The sequence below is a fragment of the Maribacter chungangensis genome, assembly GCF_042676845.1.
GTDB classification, from domain to species: Bacteria; Bacteroidota; Bacteroidia; order Flavobacteriales; family Flavobacteriaceae; genus Maribacter; species Maribacter chungangensis.
Genome location: NZ_JBHTHY010000003.1, coordinates 1,299,217 through 1,313,077, shown reverse-complemented (window position 1 = coordinate 1,313,077; position 13,861 = coordinate 1,299,217). Strand labels below are relative to the sequence as shown.

Genomic DNA, 13,861 nt, shown 5'->3' with positions numbered 1-13,861 from the left:
AACCTTTGACCAGAAAATAAACCCGTAGTCGTTTAAACCAAATATGTCTTAAAAACAAAACCCACCCTTAATTGCATTAAGGATGGGAAAAAAATTGCTATGAAAAAGAAAATTAATATTGGTTTCCCAATATCGACTCAAATATACGTTTTTTATTTAAAATCCAATACTTTTCCTCTAAGAGAACATATCTTTAACTTTTTCAAAGAAGGATTTGTCCGATTTTTGGGGCCTGGGCTCAAAATTTTCGGTGCCTTGCATACGCTCAAAAAAGTCTTTCTGCTCTTTGTTCAACTCTTTTGGTGTCCATACATTCACATGAACCAAAAGATCGCCACTACCATAGCCGTTTAAACTGGAAATACCTTTTCCGCGCAAACGCAAAATCTTACCGGACTGAATTCCAGATTCCAATTTTATTCGCACTTTACCGTTTACGGCATCAATTTCTTTTGATGTTCCCAATATCGCTTCTGAAATACTAATGTACAGATCGTAATGTAGGTTATCCCCTTCTCTCTTAAGTGTGCCGTGCTCATGGGTCTCTATGGCCACCAACAGGTCTCCAGGAACCCCGTTACCCGGTGCTTCGTTTCCTTTGTTCGGAAATTTCAGCTGCATTCCCTCTTCAACACCTGCAGGAATATTGATCGATACGGTCTCCTCTACAACTTTTAGACCTTGGGCATCCGCATCATTGGGCTTCCTATCCAACGTTTGCCCGGCACCGCCACAAGAACTACATGTAGCAGCCGTTTGCATCCTTCCTAAAATAGTATTCTGGATTTTGGTTACCTGCCCGCTACCGTTACAGGTAGCGCATGTTTTATAGGTAACACCGTCTGCTTGAACCTTTCTCCTGACCTTTACTTTTTTCTCGACCCCATTCGCTATTTCCTCTAAGGTAAGTTTTACCCGTATCCGTAGGTTACTTCCTTTGACCCTGCGTTGACCACCGCCGCCAAAACCACTAAAACCACCGAAACCGCCACCACCGAAACCGCCACCAAAGATATCACCGAACTGACTAAAGATATCATCCATATTCATTCCGCCGCCGCCAAAACCGCCGCCACCTTCAAAAGCTGCGTGTCCAAACTGGTCGTATCTGGCTTTTTTATCAGGATCGCTTAAAACCTCATAGGCCTCTGCCGCTTTTTTAAAGCTCTCTTCCGCACTTGCATCGCCAGGATTCTTGTCCGGATGAAATTCAATTGCTTTCTTTCTATATGCCTTTTTTACCTCTGCGGCAGAGGCGCCCTTGGTTATCCCCAGCACCTCATAATAATCTTGCTTCATAGCTTTGTTTTAATTCCCTACCACCACTTTTGGGTGACGTATAATTCTATCCCCTAGTTTAAATCCTTTTTCTATTACGTCTATAACCTTACCTTTCATTTTCTTGCTAGGGGCCGGTATCTGTGTTATGGCCTCATGGATATCCGCATCAAAAGCATCCCCGGCTTTTACCTGCAACTCTTCTAGACCTTTAGATTTCAACGTCTCCTTTAATTTGCCGTTAATTAGTTCCACGCCCTTGAACATCTCCTTATCTTCCGACTTGGAAAGCTCCTTTAAAGCACGGTCAAAATCATCCATTACCGGCAACAATGAGATAATCACCTCTTGCCCAGCCGTTTTAAAAAGATCCATTCTTTCCTTTGATGTTCTTTTCTTATAATTCTCGAACTCGGCAAAGAGTCTCAAAAACTTATCCTTCTCCTTCGCTACATCTTCCCGTAGGCGTTCTTCTTCAGACTGCTCAATTTCCTCGTTTAGCTGCTTCTCTTCCGCGGTGTCTATGTTTTCTTCCTGTGAAATAGCATCATCTATCTCATCCACTTTATCTTTATTGCTCATGTGATTTTTAGCTACGTTAATATGGTTTTACAAGGTGGCAAAAGTACTGCCAAATCTTTAAAAATGTCAAAATGTCACCAAACTTTACAAAAAAATCCGCCAAAAGCGGATTTCAAATTTAAACGGGGAAAATATCAAAAAAATTAGGGCGCAAACTCATTGCTTATATTATCCCCCGGAATGCTGCACATTCCGCTTTTTTCATAAATATTTTCCAAGGCGTTACATATATTCTGATGTTCAAAACCAAAGCCCTCCTTTTCAATTTTTTTACTACTTACCCGCTGACTGGCGAATAAAATATAGGACATTTCACCCAAAACGATCTCCATTACAAATTTTGGGATATTGGGAAGAAACAATGGTTTCTCCAAAATTTTAGCGATCTCCTTAACCAGCCTGTTGTTTGTAACAGGGTTTGGCGAAACGCCATTGAACACTCCTTTTAGGTCATTTTCCGCAATAAAAAGAAACATGCGTGCCAAATCCGAAATATGAATCCAGGATTGCCATTGCTCTCCGGAACCAAATGCCGCCCCTGCATAATACTTTATAGGTTTCGCTATTTCGGGCAAAGCGCCGCCCTTCGCAGACATTACCAATCCAATACGCACCTTGGCAACCTTTAGACCAAAGGATTTAAACTCATTTGCCTTATTCTCCCACGCCGCAACCACATCTCCTAGAAAACTATCATCTACACCAAGTTCATCTTCTTCGTAGTAATTGTCTAGGGAGTTTGGATAAATACCAATGGCCGAGGCCGAAACCAAGGAAGTGACCTTATGATCCGAAAACTCGCTTAACGCTGTATATAACGTATTTAAGGTATCTATGCGGCTATCTAAAACCTCTTTCTTGTAAGAGGCGGTCCATCTTTTGGAAATGCTGGCTCCTGCCAAATTTATGATGACGGTAACGTTTTTCAGGCAGTTTACGTCTATCTCCCCAATTTTTGGGTCCCAATAGAAACCTTGGTAGTTAGGGTCGGAAACCAACTTCTTCTTGCTAGTGGTAAGAAAATTTACCCCATACCCTTTAGCATGACATTGAGCCACCAACTCCTGACCAACCAGTCCTGTTGCACCTGTAATCAATACTTTCATATCCCAAAGGTATTGGTTTTAGTTAAAGCGAGGGCCAGCTTTAATTTGGATTTAACAGTGTTGTTCAAGGAAGTATGTTCAAAGATGGCAACAACCGGACAAAAAACTAGGTTCAAGATTTTGATCTCAAGGCTTTTGAGCGCGTAACATCTCTCTTTTTCCTGGAGGTCCCGGAAGGCGCTCTACTATAAAGCCAACTTCTTGCATAGCCCGTCTTACACTACCCTTCGCGGCATAGGTAACCAAATACCCTTTACTTCTTAAGGCTTCGTACATCTTTTTAAAGATGAAAACCGACCAAAGTTCCGGTTGTACCCTAGCCCCAAAAGCATCAAAATAAATAAGATCAAACAATTCTTGGTCTTCAACATCCTTAAAGTCCATTTTTCTTTTGGTAAGCTTGAAAAAAGGTGCTATTGCAATAGGAATTTCCCATGGAGCGCTGTGTAACTGCTTAAAATAAGGCTCCTTACCAAGGGCGTTTAGTTGCGTAACATAGTCTAACTGGTTAGCCTCCTCCCAAACGATAGGATAGGCCTCTACACCACAATAGTTAACCAAAAGACCTCCTTTTTTGGCTTCTAAAAAAGTTATGAACGCATTTAAAGCCGTACCGAAACCTATTTCGAGAATGTCCAGAGAAGTGTTCTTGAACAAATCTAGCCCGTTCCTTATAAATACGTGGTATGCCTCTTGTACGGCCCCGTGCTTGGAATGGTACTGCTCGTCCCAATCTTTGAGCTGAATGGTCTTTGACCCATCTCCGGTGATAATAATTTCCCGTTCCAAATTAGTCTTTTAACAAGACCCCGTTAGCCTCGAAACCATAAGTTTTTTTTGGAGCTGTAATCTTGGCCAATTCGTTGGCAGTAGCTCCGCCATCTTCGGCATAATGCTTCTGGTCTTCTATGCTCATGGACTCAACAAAGGCCAAACCATTGACTATAACCTCCTTACCTTCTATATCCATTGGCATAAAGAAGCCATAATCCTTAAAGCGCACCATAGCTTCTTGCCCCTCTGCCAATTCCAGCTTCATCCAACAGCCTTTTGACTTACAGACCTCTTTTACCTTGGCCACGAATTTTGTCCGAATGGTGTCATTTTTATCCATGTTGTTGTAATCGGCAAGCATACTTTTTACACTATTTGCATCTGCGGCTTCAATTTTATCCCCAAAAGAACGTAAGTTATCGGTTGCATCGACTTTATCCTCAGTATTATTTTGGCCTTTGCATGACAATACCATCGCAAAAACCACAAGTAAAATGTTAAAACTTTTCATAATCTCCAAAAATTAGATTTACCGCACAAAACTGGTCATTTTTAAACTAAAAAAGAAGTGACCATTGGGATATTTGATTAAATTTAATCTCTAAAATTAATGAATTAATGGGTATCGAAACAAAAAGCATCAGCATAGAAAAAGTTAAAACTTCTAGAATTGACCAAATAGATTTCAATAATTTAGCTTTTGGATCGGTATTTACCGACCACATGCTCGTCTGTGACTATAAGAACGGGGCATGGGAGCTACCTAAAATTGTACCTTACCAAAATATTAGCCTAGATCCTTCTTCAAAGATTTTCCACTATGGGCAATCCATTTTTGAAGGAATGAAAGCCTATAAGGACAAGAACGATGCTATTTTCCTTTTTAGACCACTGGACAATCACAAAAGGTTCAACATTTCTGCAAATAGAATGTGTATTCCGGAAATTCCTGAGGATTACTTCATGGACGGACTAACCACGCTCTTAAAACTTGACAGTGCCTTTATTCCAACAAATGCAGGGTCTTCCTTGTATATACGACCTTTTATGTTCGCTTCGGGAAAAGGATTTCATGCATCGCCTGCAGATGAGTACAAATTCATTATTGCATGCGCCCCGTCCGGAGCTTATTTTGCAGGTGAGGTAAAAGTACTGATCGAACAGACCTATTCGCGATCTGCGAACGGTGGTGTTGGTTTTGCCAAAGCGGGAGGTAACTATGCAGGGCAATTTTACCCTACACAGTTGGCCATTGCAAAAGGATATAACCAAGTAATCTGGACAGACGATACGGAACATGAATATATAGAGGAGGCGGGAGCAATGAATATTTTTGTTCGCATAAACGATACGCTTATTACCGGTCCTACGAGTGATAGAATCCTAGACGGCATTACCCGAAAAAGCATTATAGAAATTGCCAAAAAAGAAGGAATTCCGGTAGAAGTGAGAAAAATCACCGTAACCGAGGTAGTGAACGCCGCCAAAGCGGGCACGCTCAAGGAAATGTTCGGTGCCGGAACTGCGGCGGTCATTTCTCCTATATCGGCATTTGGGTTTAAGGATACCGATTACGCACTGCCCAAATTGGATACACCGTACGCGCAACGGATAAAGAAAATTATTACGGATATCCAATACAACAAGTCGGACGACCCATACGGCTGGAGGTATAAAGTAACCAACTAACCGAGACTTCTTGATACAAAACAAGCGGAATGGCATCACTGCCAATTCCGCTTGTTTAGCTTTACTACTTATTTTATGTATACATTAACTGTCCAAAATGAAGGCAATGTTGGGTTTAGAATAGTTTGGTCCTTTTAAAACCTTTCCGTCATCCCTATAAATAGGTTTGCCATCAATACCTAATTTACTCATATTACTGCGCTGTATCTCATAAAACACCTCCTCAATTTTATGTTGCATTCCGTGTTCTAAAATTGTACCACAGAGTATATAGAGCATATCTCCAAGTGCATCGGCCACCTCAACCATATCTTTATTGGTTGCCGCTTCTAGGTACTCCTTGTTTTCCTCGTCCATTAAATTAAATCGTAATAGATTTTTAGATGCCCCCAAATCGGGTTTCAATTCTTTGGAAACTCCGAGTCCAAAGGATTGGTGAAAAAGTTTGACACAATTGATTTTGTTTTTCATCCTTACTGTTATGGTTTTCTGTTAGCTTTGCGTAAAAATATAAAATATGTTCAGTAGCGGACAATTAATTTTTGGAGGTCTTTTTGCAGTGGTATTTTTTGTAATAATCATTATTTCCTATAAAAAAGACCTTAAGTTGCATCAAAAAAATTACAAGGGTGTTAAATGGGTAGGCGTATTCTTTATACTATTCTTAACAACGCTTTTCATTATTAAATTTTTCCTTAAAAATTAACTTATTTGTTATCTACACAACAAAAAACACCTCTTACACAACAAAAGATCCATTTTACTCGTATATGATAACAAATAGCGTAATTTTGCGTTATAGATATGTAAAGGGGCAAAAATATTATGATTACTTTTCTTACTATTTTTTTAATTTTAATTGGACTTAATGTCTTCATGCTTTTGGCAAGCTTGCCAATATGGAGCAAAAAAGCGGCAAAACAAACCTCAAATACCGCCAAAACATCCGGTTCCATTATTTATCCAATTAATTTACTTCCTTCCGAACTAAAAAAAGCGGTATAGTTTTTTACCTTTAACAGGTATGAAGCAGTTATTGCTAATTTTTATAGGAGGAGGCTTTGGGAGCCTATTACGATTTTTGATATCGAGATCCCTCAACGATCACTTTCCCAATTTTTATCTTGGAACATTTCTAGTAAATGGCATTGGGTGCCTACTTATCGGCTTTCTTTTAGGGTTATCCATGAAAACCAACATTCTTTCTCAAAATCAAACACTTTTGCTTACGACAGGCTTCTGCGGTGGCTTTACCACTTTTTCAACATTTGCCATGGAAGGTCACTACTTACTAAAAGATTCGAATCTACTCCATTTTTCTTTTTACACCATACTTAGTATTGCCGTTGGAATCATTGCCGTATCTCTAGGCCTATGGACATCTAAACTGTTGTAGACCGATCAAGTACCACCCATAGTTTAAGCATTACATTTTTTTCTTTCTTTTTACTAACATCTTGCGTATTTCTTACCCATAAACTCTTTTCTGAAACAAATTTTCATTTACTGGAGCACAACCACTTCACATCATAGTTATATTCATAAAAATATATTTATAATTGAGTTATACCCACAATATTATGGGGTTAAAAATCATATAAATATAAAAAAATAAGAATATACCCTAAAAATTATAGGGTCTACAAAATATTAACATACATTTGGCTATCACAAAACGAATATCAAAATGAAAAAAATCGAAGCTATTATCAGAAAATCAAAATTTGAGGATGTCAAAGAGGCGCTCCATCAAATTGAGGTTAATTTCTTTAGTTACTGGGATGTAACCGGAGTCGGGAACGAACAACAAGGCCATGTATATCGTGGTATTTCCTATAGCACCACGGACATTCAAAGAAGGTATCTATCCATAGTTATTTCCGATGAGTTTTTAGAAAAAACAGTACAAGCGATTTTGGAATCCGCGTATAGCGGCAATGTAGGTGACGGAAAAATATTTGTATCGGACGTCATTCAGGCATACCGCATTAGAACTAAAGAAAACGGCCAAGCAGGCATCAACTAAAACCAACCAATAAAACTTTAAAAATGGACGCAGGATTATTTACAGCGAATAATGTATGGATGATGGTAGCTACCGCTTTGGTATTCTTCATGCATACGGGTTTTGCCTTTTTAGAAATAGGCTTAACCAGACAAAAAAACACAATTAATATACTCTTCAAAAATATCTTTATTATAACAGGGGGGCTTCTTCTATACTATGCCTTCGGTTTTAACCTTATGTACCCTGGGTTTGAAGAAGGGGATTTAGGTATCTTAAAATTTTCAATGGAAAGCTTTGGCATTGGTGCGCCAGAAGGAGGCATGACCGCGGAATACGCAGATGGTGGATATACCTGGTGGACAGATTTTTTATTCCAAGGCATGTTTGCGGCAACAGCGGCGACCATAGTTTCGGGAGCAGTTGCAGAGCGCATTAAAATTGGCACATTCATGATATTCACGGTGTTATACGTAGGATTGGTTTATCCTATTGTAGGTGCCTGGAAATGGGGAGGTGGATTTTTGGAATCTTGGGGATTCTATGATTTTGCAGGTTCAACGCTAGTACATTCCGTTGGAGGCTGGGCGGCCTTGGTAGCCGTAACGTTATTAGGCTCCAGGCTAGGGAAGTTTGGAAAGGACGGGACATCAAAAGCAATACCGGGACATAACATTCCATTGGCAACAGCGGGTGTATTGGTGCTTTGGTTAGGATGGTTCGGTTTTAACGGGGGCTCGGTATTGTCGGCAGATCCAGAACTTACATCATTGGTCTTGGTCACTACAAGTTTAGCGGCAGCTTCTGGAGGATTTGGCGCTTTTATAACTTCAACTATTCTTTATAAAAATTTGGACCTGACTATGTTCCTAAATGGAATTCTTGGTGGTCTTGTTGGCATTACGGCAGGTGCAGACCTAATGTCCCCCAACGAGGCGGTCACAATAGGCTTTTTCGCAGGTATCATTATAGTGCTCGGAGTAGCTTTGGTGGATAAGCTTAAACTGGACGACCCAGTTGGGGCTATTGCGGTACATTTGATCTGCGGTATCTGGGGCACGCTTGCCGTTGGAATCTTTGGCGCCAAGGCCGGTGGGGCGCAGTTCCTGACCCAACTCTATGGCGTGCTAATTGTTGGAGCTTTTTGTATTATCACCTCCGGTATCATCCTAGGGGCATTAAAAGCAACATTAGGACTTAGGGTCTCCAGGGAAGAAGAGCTTGAAGGCTTGGACATTCATGAGCATGGAATGGATTCCTATGCCGACTTTAGAATGAACCAGCACTAATCACTACAAAGTTAAAACGGAGCGTTTTGCAGAACGCTCCGTTACATAACCTTTTCAAAAATTCAGTTTACGCAATTAAAACAATCCAATTAAGGATTCAACATAAGAACTTATGAACGAGATTACTTCAACAAAATTCGTAAAAAATTTATTTTCTACACTATTACTTGTCTTTTCTTTAACGTTAGGCATGGCTCAAGATAGGGATGAGAAAAATCCGCTCAGCTTTAGCGGCTCAATAGATACGTATTTTCAAACCAATTTAACCGCACCTGACGATACGCCACAATCCTTTGGAACTGCTTTTGCAGACCAGCTTGGTTTCGCACTAGGAATGGTCAATGTCATTGCAAATTACGATGGCCCAAAAACAGGAGCAGTTGCGGACCTTACCTTTGGACCTAGAGGAGAGGCCGCCACCAGTGGTTTTAATGTAAATCAATTATACGTATATTGGAACGTTACGGAAAAAACTAAACTTACATTAGGGAGATTCAACACCTACCTAGGCTATGAGGTAATTTCTCCTTTGGATAATTTCCACTACAGCACCTCTTATGAGTTCTCATTTGGCCCCTTTACGCATTTAGGGCTTCGGGCAGATTTTGAGTTATCGGAGGATTTTAGTCTCATGTTGGCATTAATGAACGTCACCGATGTCAACAACAACCTTACTGGAGCATACGCAGGTGGCGCCCAATTGGGATATAAGGGCCAATTTTTGAATTTTTATTACGACGGCGGCGAAGCTTTAGGCTTTGAAATAGATTATACCGGCGGATTTGAGGTCTCCGATTCCTTTTTTATGGGTATCAACGCATCTTACGATGAAAACAACGGAACCGGATTTTACGGAGGCTCTATTTACCCGGAATTAAAGGCATCTGATAATTTCAAGGTTGGTTTAAGGGCAGAGTATTTTGCACAAACTTCTGATATCCTAGCTACTGACCCTAATGTTTTCGCCACCACATTAACAGGCAGTTATACTATTGAAAACTTAATTATTAAGCCAGAAATAAGATTGGATTCTTGGTCCGATAATGAGCCATATCTAAATAGAGATGGCGCTGCCACGAAAAGCCTATCTTCTTTCTTAATTGCTGCCATCTATTCCTTTTAGGAGCAGATTTGAACTATTCATTGTTTAAAAAATACAACAGGGTACAAGAAAATAATCTAGGGGATACCATTGACATATTTTATGAAAATTTGAAAAACAACGGATCAACCATTCTTTCGGGATTAGTTAAAAGCACCTCCCTTTGTCAAAGAGAGGTGCCCAACTATGTTGGCATAAGAGATTACCAACAAACTAGTTCTTATACTATCCGGTCAAAAGTTCTGTTGGGCAAATGATTATGCGCTCAACCCCTTTGATTATTCTATCCGCCTTTGACGTAGAAAAACCTTCTTGAACTAAATTAAGGACATGCACTCCCCCAAGCCGAGGTAAGCACCTATCATTTAACATCTGTAAAAGTACCAGTGTGCGATAAGATCTTTCCTATCGCTTGGTTTTTTTTCTGGTCTCAAACTCGTGTTTTTCTTTAAATCGATATTTCCCGTACCAAAGAATGATTTATACGTACTAAAACTTAAGTTATTCATCAAACTATACCACAGCTACTTTTAGGAGTGGCCTTAAGTCTATTTTTTAAAATCCTTGACACCTGCCAAAATACTAGTTTCAAGTCTATTGACAGCGGGAACCAAAGGACAGGAGTATTTTGGATTGTAAGCGCAATATGGATTATACGCTTGATTAAAATCCAGGACAAGCGAATTACCCGGTGGGATCCTTAAGTCAAGATAACGCCCTCCACTGTAGGTTTCGTCCCCATTAGTATGGTCGGAAAAAGGAAGAAATAGGTAATCTTCATAGTCTTTGTCTTCAATTAATTCTGGATTTTGGTACACTTCCAACGAATACGCCTTACCCTTAAGATTAAATGTAACGACCCCATATACCACTTCTTCTGAAGTTCTACCTGTATTTGTAGGCATTAAAAAAGGAAGTGCCTCCGGGGTTCTCACCAACTTTGCAGTTACCACATAATTGGTGTCCGGTGCAAAAAACTCCAAACTTTCAAAATTAGAACGAAATCTATCCGGCAACGGCGATCGCTCCGGATGCTTAAATTCGGCATTAAGCGATTCTTGAAATTCCAATATCGCAGCGATTTTATCCGAGCTTGCCACTACTGAATTTTTAACCTTTTCATCATGGTATTTTTTACCTTCTTTACAACCAAAAGTCAAGATAACGAACAATATTAGAGTATTCCACTGAAAACGCATGGTATATTTATTTTTCACAAAAATACGATTTTAGCAGAAGTGCTTTTCATTTTCATTGTACTTTGCGAGCAGATCAACCACATTCAAATGAAACAACTAGCAACACTATTTCTATTATGTTCTATCCTAACAGGATGTATGGAAAAACACGATAAAAAAAGCACCGAAGCCCGCACGTTTCCGGAATTAAAAAGCGATAGATATAATGTGGCATTTTTAATAATGGACGGGGTGTACAATACCGAGTTCACAGCTCCTTATGATATATTTCAGCACACGGTGTACAGAAAGAACATAAAAGCAATGAATACATTTACTGTTGCCAACACACTAAAACCTGTAACCAGTTTTGAAGGGCTACGCTTCTTACCGGACTATGATTATTTAACAGACTCCATACCACCCATAGATATTTTGGTAGTACCTAGTGCCAAACATCATTTGGACAAAGACCTACAGGATGAAAATCTATTGAATTTTATAAAAAAAGTAGACAAGGAAGCCTTGTACGTAACCAGCCATTGCGATGGCGCTTTTATTCTTGCAAAGACCGGTATTTTAGATGGGGCAATCTCTACCACATTCCCCAGCGATATTGACGCTTACAGAAAAATGTTTCCCCAATTAATGGTTAAGGACAGTGTTTTATTTGTTCATGACGGAAAATACATAACCTCTGCCGGTGGGGCCAAAAGCTTTGAGGCAGCCTTGTATCTCTGCGAACTACTATATGGCAAAGAAGTGGCGGTTTCCCTCGCCAAAGGTTTGGTTATAGACTGGGATTTAGCATCCGTACCACATCTTAGTCTTCCATAATGCCATAACGTGCGGTGTTCAGATATTTTTCTACCAAAGCATTAAATTCCGGTGTAATTCTCAACAACGCAGTGTGCTCTACCGCATACAGCTCATCCTTGTTTTTATACCCGTTCTTTAACAATTCTTCTAGATAAAAAAGTGAGGTGCCATAATCCTCTACCTTAGCGCTATTGGAAATTACATTAAGATAATATGTGAAATTTTCCGGTTCGGAAATCGTCTTTAACATGTATAAAAATGTAAGTGCTTCCATATCCAACATCTTCTCACCGGCAACCATATCAATAGTATCCTCGATCAAAGCATTTAAATAGCCCCGTAGCCTATGCGACATTTGTTTTTCATATACATTAGAACTTTTGGCCAACTTATCCAACTCGTCCATCTGATAATTCCACCAACCTAAATTATTGTAGTTATAGGTCATAACATCCTCCTCTAAAAAATAGACATAGTCTTCTTTAGAAAAACTCTCTTTTACCATTACGTTATTCTGATTTCTTTTATTTGCCTTAAAAGACCCGCTCCTACGAAGCTGTTTCCTGATATCCCTTAACGAATCCATTTCTATCCAAGGTCCATAAACCCGTATCATTTCCGATAGCTTGTGTTCTGCCAACAACGGCTTTTTATCGGAAAAAAGTTTATTGGCCTCCGTAAGCGACTTTTTATAGGTAGCGGCCATCATTTCCTCATCTTTTGGCACTTCACCTTTGGCCATGGAGGACAAGGTCAATATTTCCAAAGCATTAGCGATTAAATCAGTGGTCGGCCAATCATGTCCCCCATCGAACAAAAGCAGCTGATTTGGAAATTTCAATCTATCCAAGACCTTACGGGTTGCCAACATATCAATGTAATTATAGTCTTCCCTACCTACGATCCCCACAAAATAAAAAGAATTCTTAGGGCTTAGTATATCCATGCTACCAACAGCAGCACCACAGGAAATTACACCCTTGATTCCCTTAATAAAATTTGGAATGATCGATGCAAACCTAGCCGCATCCGAAAATCCTGCAGTATAGGTGCGTTCTTTATGTAAAGGCAATAAGTCGTATGCCGCATTAAAAAATCTATTCGCAATAAGAATGTTCTTGGAAAGCGATAAGGAATCGCTTGTACTGTTGGAGGTGGCCAAAATGTAGCCTTGTTGCTCCGCGGCATCCCTAAACATCAATAGCGACTGTTTACTTTTCCCTTCCATATCCAGCACAAAAACTATAGGCCAATTCTTGGTCACATCAAAGTAGCTGGGAATATAAACGGAAAAGGATTCTTTTATGGAATCGTTTATAACGATGTTTTCGGTTATCCCGCCTTTAACAAGATTGACCTTTTGAGCCTGCAAGAAACAAGGCAACAAAAAAAGAAAGAGAATAATATTTTTTTTCATATCCTAAAAAGTAATCAAAAATCTAGCCAAATTTCACATTTAAAGTTAAGGAATTCATCCATCACATCGATTTAAGCAAAAAAAAAACAGCTGAAAATGATCATCTTAGTAAGGTTCGCTTCGAATGGGAGCATTGGCGACCACATGGGACAGGACGATACTGGTTTTGGTTTCACCGTACTGGATCAGTTTATCTATGAACCTTTCCAAATGAAACTGATCCTTAAGCACCACCTCCATAACAATATTCTCATTACCCGTAATCCTATAACAGTTTATCACCTCATCAAATGTTGGGACTAATACCAAAAAAGGTTTTAATTTCCCCATAAAAGCCCTCAAGGTAATGATGGCTTTTAATTGATGGCCTGTATGTGCATGGGACACCACGGCATTATAGCTTAAAAGGATTCCGGCATCCTCCATTTTCTTTACCCGTTCTCCCACCGCAGGTGCAGTTAGGCCAATATAACGGCCAATATTAGCAAAGGATTCCCTGGCATTCTCTTGCAAACGGTTCAATATTTTCCAATTAAGCGCATCTATTTTTACATTCGGCCCCATTTGACTTAATTTTATTATGATTGTAAAGTAAATTTACATAATTGCTTTGTAACAAAAA

The 13,861-nt window shown here is 39.6% G+C and carries 15 protein-coding genes; 6 read left to right on the top strand and 9 right to left on the bottom strand.

From position 1 onward, the window contains the following. Positions 1-177 precede the first annotated feature (177 nt). The 5 genes from dnaJ to ACFQZJ_RS05565 form a co-directional block, all read right to left on the bottom strand. Positions 178-1,299, bottom strand: a complete 1,122-nt coding sequence (gene dnaJ / locus ACFQZJ_RS05585) for a molecular chaperone DnaJ (RefSeq protein ID WP_379932902.1) — start codon at positions 1,297-1,299, stop codon at positions 178-180. Positions 1,300-1,308: 9 nt separating this feature from the next. Then, positions 1,309-1,860 (bottom strand): nucleotide exchange factor GrpE, encoded by a 552-nt coding sequence (locus tag ACFQZJ_RS05580; RefSeq protein ID WP_379932900.1) that lies wholly within the window; start codon positions 1,858-1,860, stop codon positions 1,309-1,311. A 143-nt stretch (positions 1,861-2,003) separates the two neighbouring features. Next, a complete protein-coding gene (locus ACFQZJ_RS05575; RefSeq protein WP_379932898.1) occupies positions 2,004-2,966 on the bottom strand; it encodes a TIGR01777 family oxidoreductase in 963 nt (320 codons plus the stop codon). Between the two features lie 126 nt (positions 2,967-3,092). Beyond that, positions 3,093-3,755: a tRNA (5-methylaminomethyl-2-thiouridine)(34)-methyltransferase MnmD gene (gene mnmD, locus ACFQZJ_RS05570; RefSeq protein WP_379932897.1), complete on the bottom strand. Its 663-nt coding sequence runs from the start codon at positions 3,753-3,755 to the stop codon at positions 3,093-3,095. Between the two features lies 1 nt (position 3,756). Then, on the bottom strand, positions 3,757-4,251 hold the full coding sequence (locus ACFQZJ_RS05565) for a DUF4920 domain-containing protein (protein ID WP_379932895.1): 495 nt from the start codon (positions 4,249-4,251) through the stop codon (positions 3,757-3,759). Positions 4,252-4,358: 107 nt separating this feature from the next. Here ACFQZJ_RS05565 and ACFQZJ_RS05560 point away from each other — a divergent pair, with 107 nt between their 5' ends. Then, positions 4,359-5,429, top strand: a complete 1,071-nt coding sequence (locus tag ACFQZJ_RS05560) for a branched-chain amino acid aminotransferase (RefSeq protein ID WP_379932894.1) — start codon at positions 4,359-4,361, stop codon at positions 5,427-5,429. Between the two features lie 84 nt (positions 5,430-5,513). Here ACFQZJ_RS05560 and ACFQZJ_RS05555 read toward each other — a convergent pair whose 3' ends face one another. Beyond that, positions 5,514-5,900, bottom strand: a complete 387-nt coding sequence (locus ACFQZJ_RS05555; protein WP_379932892.1) for a pyrophosphohydrolase domain-containing protein — start codon at positions 5,898-5,900, stop codon at positions 5,514-5,516. A gap of 553 nt (positions 5,901-6,453) precedes the next feature. Between ACFQZJ_RS05555 and crcB the strand changes: the two genes are divergently transcribed. The 4 genes from crcB (at position 6,454) to ACFQZJ_RS05535 (ending at position 9,846) form a co-directional block, all read left to right on the top strand. Next, positions 6,454-6,825 (top strand): fluoride efflux transporter CrcB, encoded by a 372-nt coding sequence (gene crcB / locus ACFQZJ_RS05550; RefSeq protein WP_379932890.1) that lies wholly within the window; start codon positions 6,454-6,456, stop codon positions 6,823-6,825. Positions 6,826-7,116: 291 nt separating this feature from the next. Continuing rightward, positions 7,117-7,455, top strand: coding sequence for a P-II family nitrogen regulator (locus tag ACFQZJ_RS05545; RefSeq protein WP_379932889.1), 339 nt, complete (start codon positions 7,117-7,119; stop codon positions 7,453-7,455). A 23-nt stretch (positions 7,456-7,478) separates the two neighbouring features. Continuing rightward, positions 7,479-8,723, top strand: a complete 1,245-nt coding sequence (locus ACFQZJ_RS05540; RefSeq protein WP_379932888.1) for an ammonium transporter — start codon at positions 7,479-7,481, stop codon at positions 8,721-8,723. Between the two features lie 190 nt (positions 8,724-8,913). Then, positions 8,914-9,846 carry an outer membrane beta-barrel protein gene (locus ACFQZJ_RS05535; protein WP_379932887.1) on the top strand — a complete coding sequence of 311 codons (933 nt, stop codon included), beginning with the start codon at positions 8,914-8,916 and terminating at the stop codon, positions 9,844-9,846. A gap of 527 nt (positions 9,847-10,373) precedes the next feature. On the opposite strand, the gene ACFQZJ_RS05530 is transcribed toward ACFQZJ_RS05535, so the two are convergent. Further along, entirely contained in the window at positions 10,374-11,042 is a 669-nt protein-coding gene (locus tag ACFQZJ_RS05530) for a DUF1684 domain-containing protein (RefSeq protein WP_379932886.1), read from the bottom strand. 69 nt (positions 11,043-11,111) lie between these two features. Between ACFQZJ_RS05530 and ACFQZJ_RS05525 the strand changes: the two genes are divergently transcribed. Next, positions 11,112-11,840, top strand: coding sequence for a DJ-1/PfpI family protein (locus ACFQZJ_RS05525; protein ID WP_379932885.1), 729 nt, complete (start codon positions 11,112-11,114; stop codon positions 11,838-11,840). Here the strand turns inward: ACFQZJ_RS05525 and ACFQZJ_RS05520 are convergent. Next, on the bottom strand, positions 11,827-13,239 hold the full coding sequence (locus ACFQZJ_RS05520) for an alpha/beta hydrolase (RefSeq protein ID WP_379932883.1): 1,413 nt from the start codon (positions 13,237-13,239) through the stop codon (positions 11,827-11,829). The genes ACFQZJ_RS05525 and ACFQZJ_RS05520 overlap by 14 nt on opposite strands. Positions 13,240-13,344: 105 nt before the next feature. Next, positions 13,345-13,803, bottom strand: coding sequence for an Lrp/AsnC family transcriptional regulator (locus ACFQZJ_RS05515; protein WP_379932881.1), 459 nt, complete (start codon positions 13,801-13,803; stop codon positions 13,345-13,347). Between the last annotated feature and the right edge of the window lie 58 nt (positions 13,804-13,861).

What these genes read in the sequence shown, in the direction of transcription:
- ACFQZJ_RS05545 (WP_379932889.1), top strand. Translation starts at nt 7,117, where the DNA reads ATGAAAAAAATCGAAGCTATTATCAGAAAATCAAAATTTGAGGATGTC.
- ACFQZJ_RS05555 (WP_379932892.1), bottom strand. Translation starts at nt 5,900, where the DNA reads ATGAAAAACAAAATCAATTGTGTCAAACTTTTTCACCAATCCTTTGGA.
- ACFQZJ_RS05535 (WP_379932887.1), top strand. Translation starts at nt 8,914, where the DNA reads ATGGCTCAAGATAGGGATGAGAAAAATCCGCTCAGCTTTAGCGGCTCA.
- ACFQZJ_RS05580 (WP_379932900.1), bottom strand. Translation starts at nt 1,860, where the DNA reads ATGAGCAATAAAGATAAAGTGGATGAGATAGATGATGCTATTTCACAG.
- dnaJ (WP_379932902.1), bottom strand. Translation starts at nt 1,299, where the DNA reads ATGAAGCAAGATTATTATGAGGTGCTGGGGATAACCAAGGGCGCCTCT.
- ACFQZJ_RS05575 (WP_379932898.1), bottom strand. Translation starts at nt 2,966, where the DNA reads ATGAAAGTATTGATTACAGGTGCAACAGGACTGGTTGGTCAGGAGTTG.
- ACFQZJ_RS05515 (WP_379932881.1), bottom strand. Translation starts at nt 13,803, where the DNA reads ATGGGGCCGAATGTAAAAATAGATGCGCTTAATTGGAAAATATTGAAC.
- ACFQZJ_RS05520 (WP_379932883.1), bottom strand. Translation starts at nt 13,239, where the DNA reads ATGAAAAAAAATATTATTCTCTTTCTTTTTTTGTTGCCTTGTTTCTTG.
- crcB (WP_379932890.1), top strand. Translation starts at nt 6,454, where the DNA reads ATGAAGCAGTTATTGCTAATTTTTATAGGAGGAGGCTTTGGGAGCCTA.
- ACFQZJ_RS05560 (WP_379932894.1), top strand. Translation starts at nt 4,359, where the DNA reads ATGGGTATCGAAACAAAAAGCATCAGCATAGAAAAAGTTAAAACTTCT.
- ACFQZJ_RS05525 (WP_379932885.1), top strand. Translation starts at nt 11,112, where the DNA reads ATGAAACAACTAGCAACACTATTTCTATTATGTTCTATCCTAACAGGA.
- ACFQZJ_RS05565 (WP_379932895.1), bottom strand. Translation starts at nt 4,251, where the DNA reads ATGAAAAGTTTTAACATTTTACTTGTGGTTTTTGCGATGGTATTGTCA.
- ACFQZJ_RS05540 (WP_379932888.1), top strand. Translation starts at nt 7,479, where the DNA reads ATGGACGCAGGATTATTTACAGCGAATAATGTATGGATGATGGTAGCT.